This window comes from Saccharothrix xinjiangensis (assembly GCF_039527585.1).
Taxonomy (GTDB): domain Bacteria; phylum Actinomycetota; class Actinomycetes; order Mycobacteriales; family Pseudonocardiaceae; genus Actinosynnema; species Actinosynnema xinjiangensis.
On record NZ_BAAAKE010000010.1, the window covers coordinates 235,599 to 257,976 of the forward strand.

The window sequence follows — 22,378 nt, forward strand, 5'->3', positions numbered from 1 at the left end:
TCGCTGATTGCGTGATCAACGATTCGAGCTGAAGGACCGGTCGCAGCCCTGTCGTTGCTACTGGTTGAGCAGACGGGTGTCGGCGTCGATGGCGACCTGCAGGTTGGTCGAGTGGCGGTAGTTCTTCGACCGTGCGGCCAGGCGGTGGTCGCGGGTGGGCACCAGGGTGCCGTCCACGATCGCGACCTGGTCGATCCGGCGGCGTTTCACCGGGGCCAGGGCGAGCAGTGGGGCGACGGTGTCGATGACCCGGTGCGCCGCGGCGTGCGATACCCCGAACAGCGGCCCGAGCTGCCGCATCGTGAGGTTGGTACGCCAGTAGGTGGCCAGCAGCAATACCCGGTCGGCCAGGTCCAGGCGCCACTGCCTGCCGGGGCGCCCGTCCGCGATCGCGTCCCCGCCTTCTCGGCCACCACCCGCACCAACTTGCGGAACTGCCCGGGCTGCAAGCCCGTGAACGGTACGATCCACTCCGACCGGGACGCCGAAATCACCTGCACCCGATCATGATCCCCGATCCAGCCCGGCGACCGATCACCGAGTCACGTGACATCCCTTAGAGTAATATGATCACTAAGCGCGGCTGAAATACTAAGCGGAGCGTTGTTCGTCGGGGAGTAGGGCTGAGTGGCGTTCACGCACTCGGGTGACGGCTTCCTCTTGGCTGATGTCGTAGCGGAGTTGCTCGCGGTAGAACTCCAGGCGCTTGGCCGCGTTGTCGAGCAGTTGTCCCCATTGGGTGACGTAGATGTCGTAGTCGGCTTGTTTGGTGACGTGACCCCACTCGCGATCGGTCTGGTTGACCTCGTCCTCGATCTCTTCGGAGATAGAGGCGCGGACCAGCCAGAAGGTCCACTTGCCCCGCCCGGTCGCCGCGCTCTTGCTCAGCGCTCGCGCGTAGCTACGGACCTGGCTCAGTTCCTTGTCGCCCAGTGCAACGCTCGGGCGCTTCAGCTCGATCACGAGTCGGTGCTGCAGTCCCGGAGTATGGATTGTTCTCTGGAGCACCAGGTCCAACCGGCCGCCCCGCCCGTTGTCACGGAGAACCTGACCACCCGACGAAAGAAGATCCGCTTCGAGCAGCGCGTCGTCGTGAACGGCATCGCGGAGGACGGTGGTCAAACCGGCTTCACTGCGGCTGAGCCGCCACGCTTCACCGAACAGCCACGCGTTGTCCCTGACCAACGGGTGTAGCTGGTCGACCTCGCGCATCCGTCTGCGCATGTCACTGCCGTAGATGGCCTGCCGCAGCGCCAGGATCAGGTCGACGCGTCGAGTGACTTCGGTGGCCGCACCGACGATGTGGCCGAGGGATGACTGGCGCAGCATGTAGGCCAGCTGGTCCTGTTCGTCGTGCGACATCTCCAGCGTCGCGGCAAGCACGGCGTTCAGGCTCTCCGAGCGCTCCTCCAACGCCAGCTTGATCAGTCGGGAGTTCATCTCCCGCTGCTGGCGGTTGCCGCCGGTCAATGTGCCCCGGGCGGTCACGGCGACCAGGTCGAACATGTCTCGCTCGACGCTCAGGATTGGGTCGTCCACCCGATCGGTCGGATACGGGTAGATGCCTTCGGCCTGCAGCCGGGCGACGACCGTGGCGGTGGTCGCGTCGAGGCGCTCCCGGACGTGCTCCTCGTAGACCCTGGTCGCCTCCTCCAGGAGGTCGTGGTGGTACACGTGGGCGAGAGCCAGGTCGGCCGGCGAGTCGACGAAACCGGACCAGCAGAGGTAGCCGGTCGACTTGACCGCTGCGTTCGCCTTCGGGTGGTCCGCGGCCACCAATGCCATGCCGTTCTCGTTGCACAGCATCAGCGCTGGGATCTTGCCCATGCGGTCGGTCCAGTCCACGATCGTCAGTTTGGGCACCTCGTGCCCGTTGAGCTGCCCAGCCGGAATCTGATCCAGAAGGACGTCGAACGGCCCGCCCTCGATCAAACTCAAGGGGGCCAGGGCAAAGCCGTTCACGCGGACCACGATGTCGGAGTTGGCCAACAAGTGGCTCGCGAGACGCGCGGTGAGCTGAAGGGCGAAGTCGTCGCGCAGCAGCGAGGTGTTGGAACGGCCTTGTTCTGGGTGGATCACCACTCGTGTGCCGGTGGGCTCGTCGGTGGGAACGGGGTCCTCGATCGAGAATCCTTCCCACCGATGCTGTTCCCCGACGACCTCGACCCTGCTGTTGCCCGCACCATCGGGGTTCGCGCTTACGCTGGTCCAGCGAGCATGTCCACCGATGGAATAGACGTAGAACCGGCCTACGCCCTTCTCGCCGTGCAAGGCACGCTTGTTGTTGACGGTGCGACGGTTCAGCGACTGCTTCCACGAGTCACCGAGGGAGAGGAACGCCGACTCCGCCCGCTCGCGGTCCATGCCGTGGCCGTTGTCGGTCACGATGACACGCGTGACGTACCGCAGCTCCCTGGGCCCGGCTGTCGTGGTCTCGATGTCGATGTCGACCTGGTCGGCTTCGGCATCGAGACCGTTCCACACCAGCTCGCTGATCGCATCGACGGCGCTCGCCTTGGTGTAGGTCTGTCTGCCCAGGAAGTCCCGTCCCGTGTGCACCTGTTTCCACACCATCCGGAAATCCTGCGTGAACAGTCACACATCCGCACGCACAACCACCCGTGTGCAGCAGCGCGTGCGACCAGGTGGCGGCGCGAACGCACGGGATGTGAGCGGGCATTCACGAACCGCTGCGCCGGAGCACGGGACAGACGGGTAGGGGACATGCTCGCTTGGTCTGAGTCATTCCTATGCCGGATGAGGCGGGCAGCACGTTCCGAGGTGTTGCTGGAGTTCGGCGAGCGCGGTGGTGATGCCGGGTGGGTTGGCGCGGTAGTAGACGGTCTTGCCGTCGCGGCGTGAGGTGAGCAGGCCGCCTTGGCGGAGCAGGGAGAGCTGCTCGGAGGCGATGGAGTGGGCGATGCCTGCTCGTTCGGCAACTTGGCCCACGGTGAGCTCGGTGTTGTCGGTGAACTCCTGTGGGGTGCCAGAAGTCGGTCACACTATCTGACCTGCGGTTACGCTGCTGTGGGCTCGTACTCGTTGATCAGGTCGCCGAGGACTGGTCGTCGACGTATCGACGTGCAGCCTGGCTCTGCGATCGGCTGGTCTGGTTGTGGTGGTGCGAGTTGTAGGGCTTGGTGTGGTCTGCGGTGGTTGTAGTGGTTCACGTAGTGGTCCAGCACGGCTCGCAGGTGGCGTGCGTTGATGATGAGCAGTCGGTCGGTGGCTTCGCGTCGGACGGTGCCGACGAATCGTTCGGCGTGGGCGTTGGCTCGTGGACACCGTGGTGGGATCTTCGCGACCTGGATGCCTGCGTCGGAGAAGACTGCGTCGAACGAGGTGGTGAACTGGCCGGCCCGGTCGCGGATGAGGAATCGGAAGTCGTCTGCCCGGTCGCCGAGGTCCATGAGTAGGTTGCGGGCCTGTTGGGTGGTCCATGCTCCGTCGGGGTTGGTGGTGGTGCCGAGGATGTGGACGTAGCGGGTGGCGACCTCGATCACGAAGAACACGTAGACCGGCTTGAGGGTCAGGGCGCGTCGACGTGGGAGAAGTCGCAGGCCATCAGGCTCGCGGCCTGAGTGCGGGGGAACCGCCGCCACGAAGTGTGGCTGTCGCGCTCGGGTGCGGACGGTATGCGTAGGCGCTTGAGCACGCGGCGCACGGTCGAGGCGGCGACCCGGTGGCCGGGCTTGAGCAGCTCGCCCTGGTTCCTGCGGTAGCCCCAGCCGGTGTTCTCCCGGGCCATGCGCTCGATCAACGCGACTACGGCATCGTCGACTGGCGGGCGCCCGATCCGGTTCGGGTGAGTCCACTTCTTCGCGACCAGTCGCCGGTGCCATCGCAGGACGGTGCCCGGCGTCACCAACCGGTGTCCCCGTAACCAGCCGGGCAGGCGTCGCACCAACGCGGCGAGCACGGCACGATCGGCCCAGTCCAGTCGCGGCGGGGGTTGGCCCGGCGCAGCACGGTGACCTCGTGTCGCAGCACCAGCAGCTCCACGTCCCTGGCAGCCGATGACCGGCCGAGCAGAACCAACCAGCCGACGACCCGGACGAAGATCAGTTAGAGCAGTCGTAGCGCCACGCCTCACGATGATGCTCCTGCGGCACGTGGTGCGCGATCGCCGCAGCTCAGCGCCTCAGTGCAGAGTCCTGAAACCCCACAGCCTTCCTCTTGTCTACGCGCGCTGGGACTCGGACTTGATTGTGGACCCGCCGGAGTGTTCGTGCAGGACGCCAGGTCATAGCTCGACCCTCCAGTAACTCGGAAACGGCTACTTACTCAGCGAGGTCGACCGGCGCGAGCCACGTCCGGCACAACGGCATCCGCGCGCACACGGGCAGATTTCCCGGGTTCCACGCCAGGCGATGATCGCCTCCACCAGTTGGCGCGCTTGGCCACCCATCACCAACACCGGGAGTGCACCGACGGCGGTCCGACCAGCACCGTGCTGCCGGTTCGGACACACTGATGCAAACTTTTTCAAAGATCGTCTTACGTAACTGCTCTTCACGCCGTTGTCAGTCTGTAGCCGCCAGCTTACCCTGCAAACAGTTGCAGCACTTTGCGCAAAGGTGCGTGATGGGAGCGATGATGCGAGCACGTTCACGACGGCTCACAGCCTTGTTGGCGGCTGCGGCTGCGGCCGCAGCAAGCTGGGCCGCGCCGAGTGGTTTTGCCGAGGACTCGACGCCACGACCAGCCGTGACGACGGCGGCGAACACCACGACCGTTTTCTACCGGCTGCCTTCGGGGTGGCCGGCGGCCAACATCCACTACCAGCCGCGCAACGGACCGTGGACGGCCGTGCCGGGCGAACGCATGGAACCGGCGGCGTGCGCGGGCTGGGTGCGCAAAGCCGTGTCGTTGGGCGACGCCACCGGCCTGGTTGCGGTGTTCAACAACGGCTCGGGCACGTGGGACAACAACAACGGGCGGAACTACAGCCTGGGCACCGGGACCGTCACTGTCGCGGGTGGGGTGACCGGCGTCGGCGACCCGTGCGGGACCGAACCCGATCCGGATCCGGGACCGACGAACAACGCCGAGGTCTACTACTTCACCAAGTCCCGGAGCTGGACTTCGACGCGGATCCACTACCAGCCGACCGGTGGCACGTGGACCGCGGTGCCGGGTGTGGCGATGGAGCAGGTCTGCGCGGACTGGGCTCGCGCTTCGGTGGATCTGGGCCAGGCCTCGGGTCTCAAGGCGGCATTCAACAACGGTTCCGGTCAGTGGGACAACAACAACGGTGCCGACTACGCGTTGCGGACCGGGCGCAGCACCGTAAAGGACGGCGTGGTCACGCCGGCCGCGACCGATCCCTGCGGACCCCCTGCCCCGCAGGACACGATCGCGCCGAGCGTGCCCACCGACCTGCGGGCCGCCGCGTCCGCGCTCACCGTGTCGTTGTCCTGGACCGCGTCCACCGACAACGTCGCGGTGGCGGGCTACGAGATCACCCGCACCGGCGGCGCGCTGGGCACGGTCGTGCGCAACACCGGCACGGTGGGTTTCGCCGATGGGCCGCTCACCGCGAACACGACATACACCTACGCGCTCAAGGCCTACGACGCAGCGGGCAACAAGTCCGCGGCCACCGCGTCAGCCTCCGTGACGACCGGCGACGCCCCGCCCGCGCCACCGGGTGGCACGCCATTGGGCGGCGACCCGCGGGAGGACTCGATCTACTTCGTGATGACCGCCCGCTTCAACGACGGCGTCAGCACCAACAACCGGGGCGGGAGCCAGCACGTGCGCTCGGGCAACGCCGCGAACAACGATCCGATGTTCCGGGGCGACTTCCAGGGCCTGGTCGACAAGCTCGACTACATCAAGGGCCTGGGTTTCTCCGCGGTCTGGATCACGCCGGTCGTGCTCAACCGCTCGGACTACGACTTCCACGGCTACCACGGCTGGGACTTCTACCGCGTCGACCCCCGCCTGGAGACCCCCGGCGCGTCGTACCAGGACTTGATCAACAAGGCGCACGCCAAGGGCCTGAAGATCTACCAGGACGTGGTCTACAACCACAGCTCGCGGTGGGGCGCGAAGGGCCTGTTCCAGGCGAAGGTCTTCGGCATTCGCGACAACCAGTGGAGCTGGCACTACGACCAGCCGGTGCAGGGCTTCGAGTACGACGGCCTGACGATCGACCCGAACACCGGCAAGTCCTACTACAACGGCGACTTGTGGTCGACCACCGAACCGACCGGCAATACGTGCGTCGACTGGGGCAAGCCCACCCAGTACAGCAGCCCCGAGGGCTACCGGATCTACAACTGCCAGTGGCCCAGCCCAACCTCGGGGATGTTCCCGGCCCAGCTCTACCACCGTTGCTGGATCGGCAACTGGGAGGGCGAGGACTCCCGGTCCTGCTGGCTGCACGACGACCTGGCCGACTTCAACACCGAGAACCCGATCGTGCAGAAGTACCTGATCGACGCCTACAACCGGTTCATCGACATGGGTGTTGACGGGTTCCGCGTGGACACCGCCGTGCACATCCCCAGGGTGACCTGGAACCGCCGGTTCCTGCCCGCGATCCAACAGCACGCCACCGCCAGGTTCGGCGACAAGGGCCGGGACTTCTTCGTCTTCGGCGAGGTGGCCGCGTTCGTCAACGACAAGTGGAACCGCGGCTCGGTCAACCACTCGGCGCAGTTCTTCACCTGGAAGGAACGCCGGGGCTACAGCGCCGACGACGCCACCGCTGCTTTGGAGCAGTACGACTACGAGCAGGCCCAGGGTACCGGCGGGCAGCCGACGAGCCGTAACGCGTTCCTCGATGGCAACGCCTACCACGCGCCGGACCACTCGAAGTTCTCCGGCATGAACATCATCGACATGCGCATGCACATGAACTTCGGCGACGCGAACAACGCGTTCTGGAACGCGAAGGACTCCGACGACTCCACCAACGATGCCACCTACAACGTGACCTACGTGGACTCGCACGACTTCGGGCCGAACAAGTCGAGCGTGCGCTACGCGGGCGGCACGGACGCGTGGGCGGAGAACATGAGCCTGATGTGGACGTTCCGGGGCATCCCGACGCTCTACTACGGCTCGGAGATCGAGTTCCAGGCCGGCAAGCCGATCGACTGCGGCCCGACTTGCCCGTTGGCGACGACCGGGCGGGCGTACTACGGCGACCACCTGGCGGGCTCGGTGACGGCGTCGGACTACGGCGTCGTGTCGTTCGCGTCCGGCACGGTGGCGACCACGTTGCAGAAGCCGCTGGTCAAGCACGTGCAGCGGCTCAACCAGATCCGCCGTGCGGTGCCCGCGCTGCAGAAGGGCCAGTACTCGACGGAGGGCGTGTCCGGCGGGATGGCGTTCAAGCGCCGCTACACCTCCGGCGCGGTGGACAGCTTCGCGCTGGTCGCGATCTCGGGTTCTGCCACGTTCACCGGCGTACCCAACGGGACCTACCGCGACGCCGTCACCGGTGACACCAAGACCGTCACCGGCGGCAGCCTCACCGCGAACCCCGGCGGCAAGGGCAACGCACGGGTCTACGTGCTGGACCTGCCGGGCAACCCGGCCCCGGGCAAGGTCGGCGCGGACGGCCCTTACCTGAAGTGACTTCCGGCGGGCGGGCGTGCCTCTCCCCACCGCCCGCCCGCCGGATCCCACTGGTTCAGCGCCAGGCCAGCACCGACTCCACCTCGGCGTGGAGTTCGGACACCGGGATGTAGCCGAACTGCTCCACCACCACCCGGCCGTCAGGCCGCCCCCACGTGCCGCGCACCTGGCCGTCCACCACGACGTGCGGTACCGGTGTGCCGCCGCCCTGCACCAGCGGCGCATGCGCCGGGTCGAGCAGCAGATCGCGGTCCCGGTAGCCGAGCAGGAACGTGTCGAACGGGCCGAGCAGCCGCACCGTGCCGTCGAGATCGGGGGCGTCGGCGGCCGGCAGCTGCCAACCGTGCTCGCCATGCACCAATTCGTCGTACGGGAACGCGGCATGCGACTCGGCGGCGGGCAACCCGCTCCACGCGACGAAATCCTCGACCGTGGCGGGACCGTAAGCCTTCAGATACCGGCGGACCAACCTCGCGACGCCGCGCGGTGCGGCACCTGGCGGGATCCGGTCGGACCTGGGGAGCAATCGGTAGGTCGACCGGCCCGCGCACAGCACGCCCTTGTTCGCGGCGTAGGCGAGCAGGTAGGACACCATCTCGGTGGTCGGGTCGAGCACCACGCCCGCCTCGGCGAGCCGGGCGGCGACCTGAGGTTTGGTCAGCGGCTCGGTCAGCACTTCCCGCAGTGCGTCCAACGCCCGCGCGCACAGTTCGTCGGTCAGCCTGAGTTCCCGTCGGCGGCGTTGGGACCGGGCTAGGTTCACCGGGCCGAGCAGTGCCACCAACCAGCCCACGTCCTCGCGCCGCAGCAGGTGCACCGCACCGCGCATGGCGCAGGTGCGCACGACATCACCGGAGTTCAGCGCGGCGGCGAGCTCGGCGGGCGTGACGCCGGTAGTGCGAGCCCGCACCGCGAGCCCGGCGGCGGCGAGGTCCTGTGCCTGCACGGCAAGCACGTCGCGCAGCAGCCCGAGCAGTGAGCGGTCGGGCGTCGTCAGTCGCTGTGCCCGCATACGCAGCGCTCTTGCCCTGTCGGCGGTCATCTCGGCGCCGTGTCCATCGTGCGGGTCGGAACGGCGCGGATGACACGGTAGCGCTGTCCTGTGTGGGCGCCGATGGCCGGGACCACCGTCGTCGCCGGCAGCAGAGCCGCAGCCGGCGCGGTCACACTCAGCCGCTGGCGGGTTCTTCGCAGGTTGTGGGAACTCAAGACGTCACCGATCCCTTGCGGTAGGCGGGTTCTCCTCGCCGGACGTGCCGGGTGCGCACCGCGTGACGGTGGAGCGATTGCGCACGCGCGCTGACTGCGGGGTTGTGATGGGTCCCTTGTCGAGGCACAGCCTCGGGCTGACGGCGTGGTGGGCCGGATCAGTTGTGCCGAAGGCAAAAGATGGTGTTCGCGCCGGAAGTCAGAATACCGTCGTGACAGACGCTTTGGGAGGTCGCGGTGGAGCCGATTCGGCCCCTGCCGGCCAGGATGGTGGACGGGTGCGGGCGGCCGAATCGCCTGGCGTGCTCGCAAGGCTGGTGTGGTGGAGCGGAACGACGCCCGGCGCGCGTCGGCGGTGAACCGACAGTACCGTCGTCGTGCAGGCGAGCAACCGGTCACGATCGCATCGGCGCTGATCGAGGTCGCCCAAGCCGCACGCCTCGGCCCCACCCTTGACGACAACAAGCGGAAGGTCTACTTCTCGATCGCCGCCGAAGCCGAACATTCGATCCTCACCGCACTGTGGGGCCGCAGGGAGAAAGTTGTTGAAGAACAACGCAAAACGTGCCGGTCAGCCTCCCTTTCGTTCGCCTCGTGACCTGTCAGGCGCTGCCGCCGCGCACCAGGTCGGTGGGTAGGAGGAGGCCGGGTTCGCCGTCGTGGCCGTGCTCGACCTGGCGTAGGCAGCGGGCGATCAGCTCGCGGGCGATGCGCTCGACGGGGATGCGGGCGGTGGTGAGGGTGGGTTCGGTGACCAGGCCGACGGCGCCGCCGTCGAAGCCGGTGATCGCCACGTCGGTGCCGACCCGCAGGCCCAGGGAGTGCGCGACGCTGAGGACGGTCGCGGCGACGGCGTCGCTGCTGGTCACGATGGCGCTGGGTGGGTTCTTGGTGGTGAGCAGTTGCTGCGCGCGGCGGCGGATGCCCTGGTCGGGGCCCAGGAAGACCGAGGTCTTGGGTAGGCGGAGGCCGTGGTGCGACAGGCGTTGGAGGAAACCGTCGAGGCGTTCGGCCTTCCAGTACTGGTCGCCGTCGGTGCCGAGGTAGGCGAACCGCTGGTGACCTTCGGCGACGAGCAGGTCCACCATCGCTCCCATGCCCGCGGCGTTGTCGACGTCCACCCAGTGCTGGGGCAGGTCCGGGGCGAGGCGGCCGAAGGAGGCGAAGGGGATGTTGCTGTCGGCAAGGAAGCGGGCCCGCGCGTCCTCCACACCGGACTCGGACAGCACCACGGCGTCGACGGCGTGCCGGGCGACGAGGTCCTTGAACACGCCGAGCGGGTCGTCGTGGTGGTGGGTGAAGACGAGCACCTGGTGGTCGACGTCGGAGCCGGCCTTCACCAGGGCGAGCAGGAAGTGCAGGGTGAAGCCCTGCGCCCGGTCAAGCTGCTCGCCGAAGATGTGGTAGCCGATCTGCATGGAGCGTCGTGAGCGCAGGGTCTGCGCGGCGCGGTTGGGCTGGTAGCCCAAGGCCCGCATGGCGCTGGTCACCTTCTCGTAGGTCGCGGCGGAGTAGTACTCGTCGCGGCCGTTGAGGACGTTGGACACGGTCTGCCGCGACACGCCCGCGGCTGCGGCCACGTCCACGATGCCGACGCGCCGCCGTCCCTGCTCCATGCCGGCCTTGAGCACAGGTCACCTCCTCGTCCCAGAACATCATTCACCGTATGTGACGGCTCGAGCACATGGAACGTTAAATGTTACGTGCTCGTGACCGTGGTGGCCGTTGACCCGCCGCGCTCACGGCTGACATCGTCCATGGAACGTTAAATGTGACGAGCGCTTCACCGCATGGAGGTTGTGTGTCCACCGCCCCACCGGTCCCCGCACCGGATGTCGACCGGGTCGGCGTCGTCGGCCGAATCGTCCACTTGCGAGCCGACGGCGTGAGCTTGGTGCTGCGGTGCAAGAGTTCCGGGCTGCCGGAGATCCTGCACTGGGGTGCCGACCTCGGTCCCGAGGCGAGCTTGGACGCGTTGGCGTCGACGAGCGTGCCGGCGGTGGTGCCCAATTCGACCGATATCCCCAGCGGAGTGGCGGTGGTACCGGAGCACGCGACCGCGTGGCCGGGACTGCCCGGTTTGCGGGGGCACCGCGAGGGCCGGGACTGGTCGCCGCTGTTCACCGTCGACCGGGTCGTGGAGGACGGTGGTTCGTGCCTGGTCCGGGCTGTCGACGTGGAGGCCGGTCTCGCCCTGGACCTGGAAGTCGGCCTGACCGCGGTGGGGCTGGTCCGCCTGGGGGCCACCGTGCGCAATATCGGCGACGCCGCCTACACGCTCGACGGGCTGGTGCTGGCCCTGCCCTTGCCCTCACGCGCAACGGAGCTGCTCGACCTCACCGGACGCTGGGCCGGGGAACGTACGCCGCAGCGCAGACCGTTCGGCGTGGAGGCGCACGTGCGGGACGGTCGGCGTGGTCGGACCGGGTCGGACGCGACGCTGGTCCTGGTGGCCGGGGAGAGCGGTTTCGGGTTCCGCAGGGGGCAGGTCTGGGGGGTGCACGTCGCGTGGAGCGGCAACCACCGCACCTACGCCGAGCGGGTCCCGACCGGTGAAGCCGTGATCGGGGGCGGTGAGCTGCTGCTGGCGGGGGAGGTGCGGCTGGAGCCGGGGGAGTCCTACACGACGCCCGACGTGTTCGGCTCGTTTGGCGACGGGTTGGACGAGCTGTCGGCCCGCTTCCACCGCCACCTGCGGTCCCGGCCCCACCACCCGGGCGGTCCGCGGCGGGTGGTGCTCAACACATGGGAAGCGGTGTACTTCGACCACGACCTGCACCGGCTGCGCGCCTTGGCCGACCGGGGTGCGGAGGTGGGCGCGGAGCTGTTCGTACTGGACGACGGCTGGTTCCGTAACCGGCGCGACGACACCGCGGGCCTGGGCGACTGGTACGTCGACGAGCGGGTGTGGCCTGACGGCCTGCACCCGCTGGCGGAGCACGTGCGCTCGCTGGGCATGGAGTTCGGGCTGTGGGTGGAGCCGGAAATGATCAGCGCCGACTCCGACCTGGCGCGGGCGCACCCGGACTGGATTCTGGCCACCGGTGGTCGCCGTCCGCCGTTGGTGCGTGGGCAGTACGTGCTTGACCTGACGCGTCCGCAGGCGTACGCCTACGTGCTGGAGCGCCTAGACGCCCTGGTGACCGAGTACCGGATCGCCTTCCTCAAGTGGGACCACAACCGCGACCTGGTCGACGCGGGCGACTCACGCACAGGTCGCCCCGCCGTGCACGCCCAGACGCTGGCCGTGTACCGACTGCTGGACGAACTGCGCGCGCGGCACCCGCGCTTGGAGATCGAGTCATGCTCGTCCGGCGGGTCGCGGGTGGACCTGGCCATCCTGGAACGCACTGACCGAGTGTGGGCCAGCGACTGCATCGACGCGCTGGATCGGCAGGGAATCCAGCGCTGGACAGGGCTGCTGCTGCCGCCCGAACTGGTGGGCTCGCACGTCGGAGCCACCAGGTCGCACATCACAGGACGTCGACACGACCTGTCCTTCCGCACGATCACCGCGCTGTTCGGCCACTTCGGCATCGAGTGGGACCTCGTCAGGGCCGATCCGGTGGAACTGGATGACTTGGCGCGGTGGGTGCGGTTCTACAAACAGGTGCGGGGGTGGTTGCACCGAGGACGGGTCGTGCGGGCAGACTCGCCGGACCCGGCGACCCTGGTCAACGGTGTGGTGTCCGACGACGACACGCAGGCGTTGTTCGCCGTCGTCCGGATCGCGTCGGGGACGACCACCTCGCCGGGCAGGGTCACGTTGCCCGGCCTGCCCTCCGACAGCCGGTTCGCCGTCCGTCCCGTCGACCACACCGGTCTTCCGTTGTCGACGGCGCTGGTGCAGGTCCCGTGGTTGTCCACCGGGGCCCGTCTGTCGGGCCGGGAGCTCGCGGAGGTGGGCTTGCAGATGCCACCGATGCACCCCGAACAGGCCTTGCTGCTGCACGTGGTGCGGGAGGCGAGCGTATGACTGCCCACAGCACCCGCCACCGCAGCGACATCCGGCCGGCACTGCTGTTCCTGCTGCCCGCGGGCTTCGGATTCGTGCTGTTCTACGCCTGGCCCGCGTTGCAGACGTTCTACTTGAGCTTCACCGACTACAGCCTGCTGGCCGCCCCGAACTGGGTAGGCACGCAGAACTACCGCGACGCGCTCGGCGACGCCCGATTCGGCAACGCGCTGCTGGTCACCGTCGAGTACGTCGTCATCAACATCGGTGTGCAAACGGTGGTGGCGCTGCTCATCGCGGTCCTGATGCACCGGTTGACCAAGTCGTCCCTGGTCCGGGGGGTGTTGCTGCTGCCCTACCTGATCGCCAACGTCGTGGTGGCGCTGGTCTGGTACAACATGCTCGACGCCCAGCTCGGCATCGTGAATGCGCTGCTGTCGTGGGTCGGCGTGGACCCGGTGGCGTTCTTCGGCGAGACCTCCACGGCCATCCCGACCATCGCTCTGGTCAACGTGTGGCGGCACATGGGCTACACGGCGCTGCTGATCTTCGCCGGGCTGCAGGCCATCCCGAGATCGGTGTACGAGGCCGCGGCGATCGACGGCGCGTCGGAGTGGCGGGTCTTCCGCAGCGTCACGCTGCCGCTGCTGCGGCCGGTGCTGGCGATGGTGCTGGTGCTGACGGTGATCGGATCGTTCCAGATCTTCGACACCGTCGCGGTCACCACGAAGGGCGGCCCGGTGGACGCCACCCGCGTCATCTACTTCTACATCTACGAGAAGGCGTTCCAGCAGTTCGACTTCGGCTACGCGGCCGCGTTGTCGGTCGTGTTGTTCCTGATCCTCGCGGGTTTGGCGGTGGCGCAGCTGCGCCTGCTGCGCGCGGGCAGCTCGGACCTGGACTGAAGGAGCCGGTGATGACCTCGACCACGATCGGCCCGAAGTGGCGGCGGGCGCTTGGCTGGGCCGTGCTGGGCCTGCTGGTGCTGATCACCTTGTTCCCGTTCTACTGGATGCTGCGCGTCTCCCTGTCAGACAACCGGATGCTTGCGGCGAACGCCGACTCGCTGCTGCCCGCCGGGTTCACGCTGGGCGCATTCGAGCGCGTGCTCGGGCTGGCGTCGCTGGAGGAGGCCAGAGCGCAGGGCGGCTCAGGCGCGTCGATCGACTTCTGGGGCTATCTACTGAACTCGATGGTGACGTCGTCGGTCATCACGGCCGGGCAGGTGTTGTTCAGCTCGATGGCCGCCTACGCGTTCGCGCGGCTGCGCTGGCCCGGGCGTGACGCGGTGTTCTTCACCTTCCTCACCGCGTTGATGATCCCGCCGATCTTCACCGCGCTGCCCAACTTCGTGCTGATGCGCGACCTCGGCTTGCTCAACACCTACGCGGCGATCGTGCTGCCGTTCTTCTTCATGACGCCGTTCGCGGTGTTCTTCATGCGTCAGTTCCTGCTGGGCATCAGCCGCGAGGTCGAGGAGGCCGCGCGCATCGACGGCGCCGGGCACCCGAGGATCTTCTTCCGGATCATCCTGCCGATGAGCCGCGCACCGCTGGCGACGTTGGCGCTACTGGCCTACATCACCGCGTGGAACGAGTACTTCTGGCCGCTGCTGGTCGGCCAGGGTGAGAACGTCCGTGTTCTCACGGTGGCGCTGGGCGTGTTCCGCTCCCAGACGCCGCAGGGAAGTCCCGACTGGGCGGGCCTCATGGCCGCCACCCTGCTCGCGGCGCTGCCCGTCATCGCGCTGTTCGTCGCTTTCGGGCGCCGGATCGTCGACTCCATCCAGTTCTCCGGCATCAAGTAGCCGTCCGGACGCGGGTGCGACAAAGGAGTTCACCGTGCACAACAAGTTGTCCAAGTTGGCGGCCCTGGCCGTCGCCATGCCCCTCGCGCTCGTCGGCTGCGCGGGCGCACCAAGCGGTGACAGCGGCTCGAACGAGATCACCTACTGGCTGTGGGACGCCAACCAGCTGCCCGCCTACCAGGCCTGCGCAACCGACTTCGAGAAGACCAACCCCGACACGAAGATCAAGGTCGAGCAGTTCGGCTGGGCCGACTACTGGAACAAGCTGACCACCGGGCTCGTCGCGGGCACCGCCCCGGACGTGTTCACCAACCACCTCAACTACTACCCGACCTACGCGGGCAAGAACCAGATCCTCCCGCTGGACGAGTTCGTCACCAAGGACCAGGTCCGCACCGACGTCTACCCGGAAGGGCTGGCGGACCTGTGGGTCGGCCAGGACGGCAAGCGCTACGGCCTGCCCAAGGACTTCGACACCGTCGGGATGTTCTACAACAAGAAGATGCTCGCCGACGCGGGCGTCGCCGAAACCGACCTGGCCAACCTCACCTGGAACCCCCAGGACGGCGGCACCTACGAGAAGCTCATCGCCCGCCTCACCGTCGACGCCAACGGCAAGCGCGGCGACGAGCCCGGCTTCGACAAGACCAAGGTCGCCGTCCACGGCCTGGGCATGGACGAGAACAACGGCGCGGGCGTCGGCCAGCAGATGTGGAGCATGTACGCGCTGAGCACCGGCTGGCAGTACACGGACAAGAATCCGTGGGGCACGAAGTTCAACTACGACGACCCCCGGCTCCAGCAGACCCTCTCCTGGTACCGCGGCCTGATCGAGAAGGGCTACCTGCCCAGCCTTGCCGTCTCCCGCTCCGGCACCAGCGTCAACGACGGATTCGGCGCGGGCAAGTACGCGTTGAGCACCAACGGCTCCTGGATGATCAACAGCTACTTCGGCTACGACGGCGTCGAGGTCGGTGTCGCGCCTACCCCGACCGGTCCCTCCGGCAAGCGCGCCAGCATCTTCAACGGCCTGGCCGACTCGATCTACACCGGCACCGACAACCGCGACGGCGCCTGGAAGTGGGTCAAGTACCTCGCTTCCGCCGACTGCCAGAAGACCGTCGGCGACAAGGCCGTGGTCTTCCCGGCGCTGCCCGAGGCGCTCGACATCGCCCAGACCACGTTTTCCGCCAAGAACGTCGACATCACCGCGTTCACCCGGCCGCTGGACGAGAAGGCGACCCACCTCTACCCGATCACCGACCACGCGCCGGAGATCGCCTCGATCATGGGGCCCGCCATCGACGCGGTGCTCTCCTTCCAAGCCGACCCGTCCTCGTTGACGCAGGCCAACGAGCAGGTCAACGCCCTGTTCAAGTGATCGCAACTCAGAGCGGAGTTCCGATGAGACACCGAATCACGGTCAGTGCGGCCGCCACTGCACTGGCCCTGTCCACCCTGACACCCACGACCGCGACCGGCCAGAGCGCGGAGACGTTGACTGTCGACCTGGCCTCCTCCACCGGCGCCTTCCACGGAGGTGCCACCGGCATCCTCTACGGGCTGGGTGATCCCGGTGTGCCGTCCCGTGACGTGATCTCCGGGATGAAGCCGCGGACCATCGCGCAGAAGCCGCCGGACGGGGAGCAGCACCCCAATGGTGACGCGCTGGTGGTGGCGGATGAGTTCTTCGCGTCCGGCGGCACCGATGTCTACATCAACTCGCAGGACGTCTACAGCGCGTGGCCCTATCAAGATCTGGGCATCGACGACTACATCGCGCGGTTGCGCCCGCAGTTGGAGAAGGTCGCTGCGCGGCCGGATCGGGACCGGTTCGTGTGGACGATCTTCAACGAGCCGGACTGGATCTGGTACGCCGACTGGGCCACGAAGAAGGACAAGTTCCTCGCCGACTGGACCAAGGTTTACCGCACCGTCAAGTCCGTGCTGCCCAACGCGCGGATCGACGGCCCGGGTGACTCCTGGTACAACCACGACCGGATGCGCGACTTCCTGTCGTACGCCAAGGCGAACGACGTGCTGCCGCACATCGTCACGTGGCACGAGCTGAGTCCATACTCGTTGAGCGACTACCGCGGTCGTTACGAGGACTACCGCAACATGGAGAGGTCCCTGGGTATCGGTCCTCTGCCGATCAACATCACCGAGTACACCAACCGTCGTGACACCTCCGTTCCCGGTCAGCTGATCCAGTGGATCACGATGCTGGAGGACACCAAGGTCGACGGGCAGATGGCGTACTGGTCGCTGGCGGGCAACCTCAGCGACCAGTCCGTGCGCGCGGGCCGTGCCAACGGCGGCTGGTGGTTGACCAAGTGGTACGCCGACCTGTCCGGCGACACCGTCCGCGTCACCCCGCCCCGGCCGAACACCCGCGACACGTTGCAGGGTTTGGCGACACTCAACCGCACCGACCGCAAGGCCACCGTCCTGCTCGGCGGCACCGCCGAGCCCGTCAACGTCGCCGTCACCGGCATCGACACCGCGGTGTTCGGCGGCACGGTCGACGTGCGCGTGTCGAAGGCCACCTTCTCCGGCTATGAAGGCGACGCCGGACAGCCGCCCGTCGTGGCGGCCTCCCGCCTCACCGTCGCGAACGGTCGGGTGACGATCCCCGTCCCCGGCGGCGACCGCCTCGCCGCGTACCGCGTGAGCATCACCCCCGCCGGGACCGGCGCGGCCGCGGCGGACGACGTGCCGTGGTCCGCCCAGCACGAGGCCGAGTCCGGGACCGTCGAAAACGCCGTGGTCGAGACGCATGACCATGACGCGCAGCTGTACACCGCCTCGGGCGGTAAGGACGTCGGGAACATGGACAAGGCCGCCTCGCGGGTGACCGTGACCGCCACCGTCCCGCGCGACGGCACCTACCGCCTCGGGGTGATCTACGGGACCGGCGGCTTCGTCGGCAAGCAGGCCCTCTACGTGGACGACGCCCACCGACAAGACCTGGTCTTCCCCGCGACGCTGAACCGGGGGTATCGGGGCAGGCTCGACACCCCCGTCACACTCAGCGCGGGCACGCACCGGATCTCGCTGCGGACCAGCAACCCCGGAGCGTTCATCGGAACCCCGTCGAATATCTCCCTCGACCGCATCGACCTCACCGAGGTCACCGGCCCGGAGAAGACCACCTACCCGCTCGCCGACGCCCGCCGCACCGGCGGCGCCGTCGTCCACACCCCGCCCGCCGCACTGCAGTCACCTCAGGCCCTCACCCTGAACCCCGGAGGCAAGGCGACCACCTGGGTGTCCGCGGCGGAGGACGCCTACTACACCCTGTCCACCCGGTGGACGTCCGGCAGCGGCAGCAGGATCGACGTCGCGCTGTCCGACCGCGGGGTGAACGGCGGCGAGCTGTCCGCGGCGAGCAGCGGCACGTACGCGGGCTCGCTGACCGTCAACCTCAAGGCGGGCATCACCAAGGTCACCCTGACCAACAACGGGTCGACCGCGGCCACCCTGGGCACGCTCACCACGGTGCGCGCGGCCGACACCGACCAACGGTCCGTCACCGTCGAGGCCGAGACCGGACAACTGACCAACGCAACCCGGGTCGACTGGAGCCAGTGGGCGTCGCGCAACGCGTACGTCGGGTGGTTGGGCAACGGCAACACCCTCACGCTCCAGCGCCCCGAGGGAACGCGCACCGCCGGCCAGTACAACCTGACCGTCGCCTACGCCCAGGCCGACAAGAACACCGGCCACGCCTACAACACCGACGCGATCACCAGGTACATGGACACCAGTGAGGCAGGCGGCCGGACAACCCGCGCCCCCTACCGCCACAACTACACCTGGGACGGGTTCTGGGCGGAGACCTCCCCGATCGACCTCACCACGTCCACCGGCGCCCTCACCTTCGGCAACAACTCCGGCTGGGCCCCGAACGTCGACTGGATCGAACTCTCCCCGCTGCTCGTGGCGAAGTCCGTGACCCCGGCGAGCTGACCACCACCCCGACAAGCCCCGGCCGGCCTCTCCCTCCGGCCGGGGCCTCCCACCCGACCTGCCCTTCGGGTAACACACCACCGTCGTCAACGGCTTGACCGACGCCATCCACACCGGCACCGGTAGCCGTAAAGACGCATGCCCGAAGGCAGGTCGAGCACCTTCACCCGGCCCTCTCGAGGAAAGGAGCGACACCTCTTCCCGGTCATCGACCACGCCCTGGGTATGTCCGCTGTCATGGGACCGGCGACCGACGCAGCGCAGTCCACCTGATCCGACCCTGCTCGTCGACCCAGGCCGACGAGCAGGTCAACGCCTGTCCCGGTAACCACTCCACTTGGAGCACCGATGCGACACCGATCGACAAGATTCCGGACCACCATCGGCGCGGTGACCGCCGCGCTGGCGGCGGCCACCCTGTCCCCGCTACCCGGCTCACCGACAGCCGCCGCCCAACCCACAGCCGCCGCCGAAACCCTAAACGTGGACCTCGCCTCCTCGACCGGGGGGTTCCACGGAGGTGCCACGGGCATCCTGTACGGGTTGGGCGATCCCGGTGTGCCGTCCCGTGACCTGATCGCGGGCATGAAGCCCCGTACCATCGCGCAGAAGCCGCCGGACGGGGAGCAGCACCCCAATGGTGACGCGCTGGTGGTGGCGGATGAGTTCTTCGCCTCCGGCGGCACCGACGTCTACATCAACTCGCAGGACATCTACAGTGCCTGGCCCTATCAGGACCTGGGCATCGACGACTACATCGCGCGGTTGCGCCCGCAGTTGGAGAAGGTCGCTGCGCGGCCGGATCGGGACCGGTTCGTGTGGACGATCTTCAACGAGCCGGACTGGATCTGGTACGCCGACTGGGCCACGAAGAAGGACAAGTTCCTCGCCGACTGGACCAAGGTTTACCGCACCGTCAAGTCCGTGCTGCCCAACGCGCGGATCGACGGCCCGGGTGACTCCTGGTACAACCACGACCGGATGCGCGACTTCCTGTCGTACGCCAAGGCGAACGACGTGCTGCCGCACATCATCAACTGGCACGAGCTCAGCCCGGACTCCCTCACCGGCTATCGCGGTCGTTTCGAGGACTACCGCAACCTCGAGAAGTCCCTGGGCATCGGTCCTCTGCCGATCAACATCACCGAGTACGCCAACCGTCGTGACACCTCCGTTCCCGGTCGACTGATCCAGTGGATCACGATGCTGGAGGACACCAAGGTCGACGGGCAGATGGCGTACTGGTCGCTGGCGGGCAACCTCAGCGACCACGCCGTGCGCGCGGGCCGTGCCAACGGGGGTTGGTGGTTGACCAAGTGGTACGCCGACCTGTCCGGCGACACCGTCCGCGTCACCCCGCCCAATCCCAGCACCCGCGACACGTTGCAGGGTTTGGCGACACTCAACCGCACCGACCGCAAGGCCACCGTCCTGCTCGGCGGCACGGCCAATGCGGTCGACGTCGCCGTCACGGGCATCGACCGGAAGAGCTTCGGCGATCACGTCGACGTGCGCGTGTCCAAGACCACGTGGTCCGGTTACGAAGGCGACGCCGGACAGCCCCCGGTGGTGGCCTCCTCCCGCGTCCGGGTCTCCGACGGCAAGATCACTGTCAAGGTCCCCGGCGGCGACCCCCTGGCCGCCTACCAGGTGATCCTCACTCCGGCGGGCCTCGCACCCGCTCCGGCCGTGAATACGCCGTGGACTTCGCGTTACGAAGCCGAATCCGGCATCGTGGAGAACGCTGCGGTCGCCGACCAGACGGACCCGGGTGGCTGGCGCTACACCACGTCCGGCGGCAAAGACGTCGGCTTCATGAACAACGCCGGCTCCCGCGTCACCGTCGAGGTCGACGTACCGCGCACCGGGACGTACCAGCTCGGCGTGCTGTACGGCACCGGCGGGTTCGTCGGCAAGCAAGCTCTCTACGTCGACGACGCCCACCACTCCAACCTCACCTTCCCCGCCACCCTGACCTGGCTCTACCGCGGCAGGCTCGATACACCGATCCAGCTCACCGCCGGCCGCCACCGCATCTCCCTGCGCACCAGCGACCCCAGCGGCTTCCTCGGGGAGCCGTCGAACATCACGTTGGACCGCCTCGACCTCACCGAGGTCACCGGTCCGGAGAAGGCGATCTACCAGCTGATCGACTCGCGCCGATCCGGCGGCTCGATCGACCGCGGGGTCCGCGCCCTGCGGGCCCTCGCACCTAACGCGGTGGTCCTGGGCCGTGGTGACACCGTGACCACTTACGTCTCGGCCGCCGAGGACGGCTACTACACGTTGTCGCCCACGTGGTTCGGCGCAGGCCACAGTGCCGTGGGCCTGACCCTGTCCGACCGCCGCGTCACCGGCGGCGACATGACCGCCAAGCGGGCCGGGGCGTGGACGGGCAGCACGACCGTGCACCTCAAGGCGGGCATCACCGAGGTGATGCTCTCCAACGAGGGCCGCACCCCGCTGGTCTTGGGCACGCTCACCCAGGTCCGCGACCGGCGCGCCGACCGGCGCGCGGTCCGGTTCGAGGCCGAGAGCGGGCAGCTGGGCGGGCCGGCGGTCGTCGTCTCCGGTCCTTGGGCCTCGGGCGGTTCCTACGTCGGTTACCTGGGCAACGGCGGCACCCTGACCGTGTCCCGGCCCGACGGCACCCGCGAAGCGGGCCAGTACAACCTGACGGTCGCCTACGCCCAAGCCGAGAAGAACACCGGCCACGCGTACAACACCGACGCCATCACGAGGTACCTCGACGCCACCGAGGCCGGTGGCCGCACGACACGTGCCCCGTACCGCCACAACTACACCTGGGACGGGTTCTGGGCGGAAACCTCACCGCTCGACCTGACCACCGCGAGCGGCGCGCTGACCTTCGGCAACGCCACCGGCTGGGGACCCAACGTCGACTGGGTCCAACTGACCCCGCTCGTCGCGGGGAACTCGGTCACCCCCAGGTCCTGACACCCAGGCTGATCCCGTAGCGCCCGGCCGGGTGAGAACCCGGCCGGGCCACCGGTGCCCCAGCACGGCCCGCTCCAGGTTCACACCACAGGGGGAACGATAACTTCGTTGACCAAGACCACTCGAACGCGCCCTGACGCGACTGCAGGCTGTCTGTCCGAGAGCGCGCGGCGTTCGGCGATACGGCACTCGACCCAACCGACACCCTCGCCGGCTGCCCTTCGGGCTATTCATGATGCGCAGCTCGTCCCAGGCGCTACAAGCGGGCCCGGCACCTCCGCGATCCCGTGCATCGGCGTCTTCGCGCTGCAACGGCATTCTGTACGCGGTTAGACCTCGTGCGCCCTCAAGGGCTGAGCTTATGGGCTGACAAGGAATCCCCATGACTGACCTGCACCACGGCCCCGTGCGACCCACCGCGGCGGCCAAGCCCGCGCTGTGCCCGGTCGCGCTGGCCGACGTCGCCTTCGAGCCGGAGAGCCTGTTCGGGCAGTGGCAGCACCGCAACGCCACCCGCACGCTGCCGCACTGCGTCAAGCAGCTGAAAGCCTCCGGTGCCCTGGACAATCTCCGCCTGGTCACGGGCGAGAAGTCCGGCGGGTTCCGCAACATGTGGTTCGCCGACTCCGATGTCCACAAGACCTTGGAAGCCGCGGCCTGGCACCTGGCACGGCAACCCGGGGACGCCACGCTCGCCGCGTTCCTCGACTCGACCGTGGCCCTGCTGGCCAAGGCGCAGGGCGACGACGGTTACCTCAACTCCTACTACACCGCGGTGAAGCCGGACCGGCGGTGGCGGGAACTGCACCGCAGCCACGAGCTGTACGTGGCGGGCCACCTGTTCCAGGCCGCGGTGGCCGCGGCCCGCGCGGGCGTGGGCTCGGAGC

At 68.0% G+C, this 22,378-nt stretch carries 15 protein-coding genes and 1 pseudogene; 9 read left to right on the top strand and 7 right to left on the bottom strand.

The features are described 5' to 3' along the window. Window positions 1-66: 66 nt before the first annotated feature. The 5 genes and pseudogenes from ABD223_RS22410 to ABD223_RS22430 all read right to left on the bottom strand — a co-directional run. Window positions 67-500: pseudogene (locus ABD223_RS22410) on the bottom strand (transposase family protein); the annotation flags it as partial. Between the two features lie 91 nt (window positions 501-591). Then, the gene (locus ABD223_RS22415; protein ID WP_344038330.1) at window positions 592-2,574 is read right to left on the bottom strand and encodes an ATP-binding protein; all 1,983 of its coding nucleotides are present in this window, start codon (window positions 2,572-2,574) and stop codon (window positions 592-594) included. Between the two features lie 174 nt (window positions 2,575-2,748). After that, window positions 2,749-2,949: an ArsR/SmtB family transcription factor gene (locus ABD223_RS22420; RefSeq protein ID WP_344038331.1), complete on the bottom strand. Its 201-nt coding sequence runs from the start codon at window positions 2,947-2,949 to the stop codon at window positions 2,749-2,751. 68 nt (window positions 2,950-3,017) lie between these two features. Next, a complete protein-coding gene (locus ABD223_RS22425) occupies window positions 3,018-3,512 on the bottom strand; it encodes an integrase core domain-containing protein (protein WP_344038332.1) in 495 nt (164 codons plus the stop codon). 17 nt (window positions 3,513-3,529) lie between these two features. Beyond that, a complete protein-coding gene (locus ABD223_RS22430; RefSeq protein WP_344038333.1) occupies window positions 3,530-3,760 on the bottom strand; it encodes a hypothetical protein in 231 nt (76 codons plus the stop codon). Window positions 3,761-4,707: 947 nt separating this feature from the next. On the opposite strand from ABD223_RS22430, the gene ABD223_RS22435 reads away from it, so the two are divergent. Beyond that, on the top strand, window positions 4,708-7,590 hold the full coding sequence (locus ABD223_RS22435; RefSeq protein WP_344038334.1) for a carbohydrate binding domain-containing protein: 2,883 nt from the start codon (window positions 4,708-4,710) through the stop codon (window positions 7,588-7,590). Window positions 7,591-7,645: 55 nt separating this feature from the next. Here ABD223_RS22435 and ABD223_RS22440 read toward each other — a convergent pair whose 3' ends face one another. After that, window positions 7,646-8,632: a winged helix DNA-binding domain-containing protein gene (locus ABD223_RS22440; RefSeq protein WP_344038335.1), complete on the bottom strand. Its 987-nt coding sequence runs from the start codon at window positions 8,630-8,632 to the stop codon at window positions 7,646-7,648. Between the two features lie 489 nt (window positions 8,633-9,121). On the opposite strand from ABD223_RS22440, the gene ABD223_RS22445 reads away from it, so the two are divergent. Continuing rightward, on the top strand, window positions 9,122-9,397 hold the full coding sequence (locus ABD223_RS22445; protein WP_344038336.1) for a hypothetical protein: 276 nt from the start codon (window positions 9,122-9,124) through the stop codon (window positions 9,395-9,397). Between the two features lie 4 nt (window positions 9,398-9,401). Here ABD223_RS22445 and ABD223_RS22450 read toward each other — a convergent pair whose 3' ends face one another. Beyond that, on the bottom strand, window positions 9,402-10,430 hold the full coding sequence (locus tag ABD223_RS22450; protein WP_344038337.1) for a LacI family DNA-binding transcriptional regulator: 1,029 nt from the start codon (window positions 10,428-10,430) through the stop codon (window positions 9,402-9,404). A gap of 263 nt (window positions 10,431-10,693) precedes the next feature. Here ABD223_RS22450 and ABD223_RS22455 point away from each other — a divergent pair, with 263 nt between their 5' ends. The 7 genes from ABD223_RS22455 to ABD223_RS22485 all read left to right on the top strand — a co-directional run. Further along, entirely contained in the window at window positions 10,694-12,775 is a 2,082-nt protein-coding gene (locus ABD223_RS22455) for an alpha-galactosidase (protein WP_344038355.1), read from the top strand. Then, the gene (locus ABD223_RS22460) at window positions 12,772-13,659 is read left to right on the top strand and encodes a carbohydrate ABC transporter permease (protein ID WP_344038338.1); all 888 of its coding nucleotides are present in this window, start codon (window positions 12,772-12,774) and stop codon (window positions 13,657-13,659) included. The genes ABD223_RS22455 and ABD223_RS22460 overlap by 4 nt, the downstream gene beginning before the upstream one ends. Before the next feature lie 11 nt (window positions 13,660-13,670). Continuing rightward, on the top strand, window positions 13,671-14,561 hold the full coding sequence (locus ABD223_RS22465; RefSeq protein WP_344038339.1) for a carbohydrate ABC transporter permease: 891 nt from the start codon (window positions 13,671-13,673) through the stop codon (window positions 14,559-14,561). Window positions 14,562-14,595: 34 nt separating this feature from the next. After that, on the top strand, window positions 14,596-15,942 hold the full coding sequence (locus ABD223_RS22470) for an ABC transporter substrate-binding protein (RefSeq protein WP_344038340.1): 1,347 nt from the start codon (window positions 14,596-14,598) through the stop codon (window positions 15,940-15,942). Between the two features lie 23 nt (window positions 15,943-15,965). After that, complete coding sequence (locus ABD223_RS22475) at window positions 15,966-18,533, top strand: hypothetical protein (protein ID WP_344038341.1); 2,568 nt, start codon at window positions 15,966-15,968, stop codon at window positions 18,531-18,533. Window positions 18,534-18,881: 348 nt separating this feature from the next. Continuing rightward, window positions 18,882-21,491, top strand: a complete 2,610-nt coding sequence (locus ABD223_RS22480; RefSeq protein WP_344038342.1) for a CBM35 domain-containing protein — start codon at window positions 18,882-18,884, stop codon at window positions 21,489-21,491. A 382-nt stretch (window positions 21,492-21,873) separates the two neighbouring features. Continuing rightward, a partial coding sequence (locus ABD223_RS22485) for a beta-L-arabinofuranosidase domain-containing protein (RefSeq protein ID WP_344038343.1) occupies window positions 21,874-22,378 on the top strand: 505 nt, incomplete at its 3' end.

Excerpts from the sequence above, each read along its gene's own strand:
- ABD223_RS22415 (WP_344038330.1), bottom strand. The coding sequence starts at position 2,574 with ATGGTGTGGAAACAGGTGCACACGGGACGGGACTTCCTGGGCAGACAG.
- ABD223_RS22440 (WP_344038335.1), bottom strand. The coding sequence starts at position 8,632 with ATGACCGCCGACAGGGCAAGAGCGCTGCGTATGCGGGCACAGCGACTG.
- ABD223_RS22460 (WP_344038338.1), top strand. The coding sequence starts at position 12,772 with ATGACTGCCCACAGCACCCGCCACCGCAGCGACATCCGGCCGGCACTG.
- ABD223_RS22465 (WP_344038339.1), top strand. The coding sequence starts at position 13,671 with ATGACCTCGACCACGATCGGCCCGAAGTGGCGGCGGGCGCTTGGCTGG.
- ABD223_RS22475 (WP_344038341.1), top strand. The coding sequence starts at position 15,966 with ATGAGACACCGAATCACGGTCAGTGCGGCCGCCACTGCACTGGCCCTG.
- ABD223_RS22480 (WP_344038342.1), top strand. The coding sequence starts at position 18,882 with ATGCGACACCGATCGACAAGATTCCGGACCACCATCGGCGCGGTGACC.